Source organism: Asaia sp. A2 (assembly GCF_057319415.1).
In genome coordinates, this window is sequence record NZ_JBXWTO010000041.1 from 1 (window position 1) to 496 (window position 496).

Sequence of the window (496 nt, forward strand, 5' to 3'; positions counted from 1 at the left end):
AGGCGGCGATCGAGGCCGCCGGAGCCAGCCTGCGGTTCCTGCCGCCTTACAGCCCGGACTTCAACCCGATCGAGATGGCGTTTTCCAAACTCAAGGCCCATCTCCGCCGCGCCGCCGAACGCACCCGCGACGGGCTTTGGAACAGGATCGGCAAACTCATCGATCAGGTCGTGCCCGCAGAATGCGCCAACTTCTTCACCGCCGCTGGGTACGAGCCAGATTGAGAGGAAAACGCTCTAGTGATCAGCTCGAAGCGTTTTCCCGGACTGTGGATTTCGAGGTGTTTCGTCCTGATCTGGAGAAGGCTCTGGCCTCCTCAGACGGGAGCAAGGGCGGGCGTCCGCCGTTCGATCCGGTACTGATGTTCAGGATCCTGGTGATCCAGACACTGAACAATCTCTCCGATGAACGGACGGAGTATCTGATCAACGACCGTCTGTCCTTCATGCGTTTCCTGGGCCTGGCGTTATCGGATCGGGTACCCGATGCCAAAACG

At 59.9% G+C, this 496-nt stretch carries 2 protein-coding genes; both read left to right on the plus strand.

Translation table 11 applies throughout. The features are described 5' to 3' along the window. A partial coding sequence (locus ACWNRM_RS15175; protein ID WP_485171513.1) for a transposase occupies positions 1 to 224 on the plus strand: 224 nt, incomplete at its 5' end. Then, positions 182 to 496, plus strand: a 315-nt coding sequence (locus ACWNRM_RS15180; protein ID WP_485172254.1) for a transposase, incomplete at its 3' end; no start/stop codon positions are given. The genes ACWNRM_RS15175 and ACWNRM_RS15180, both read left to right, overlap by 43 nt.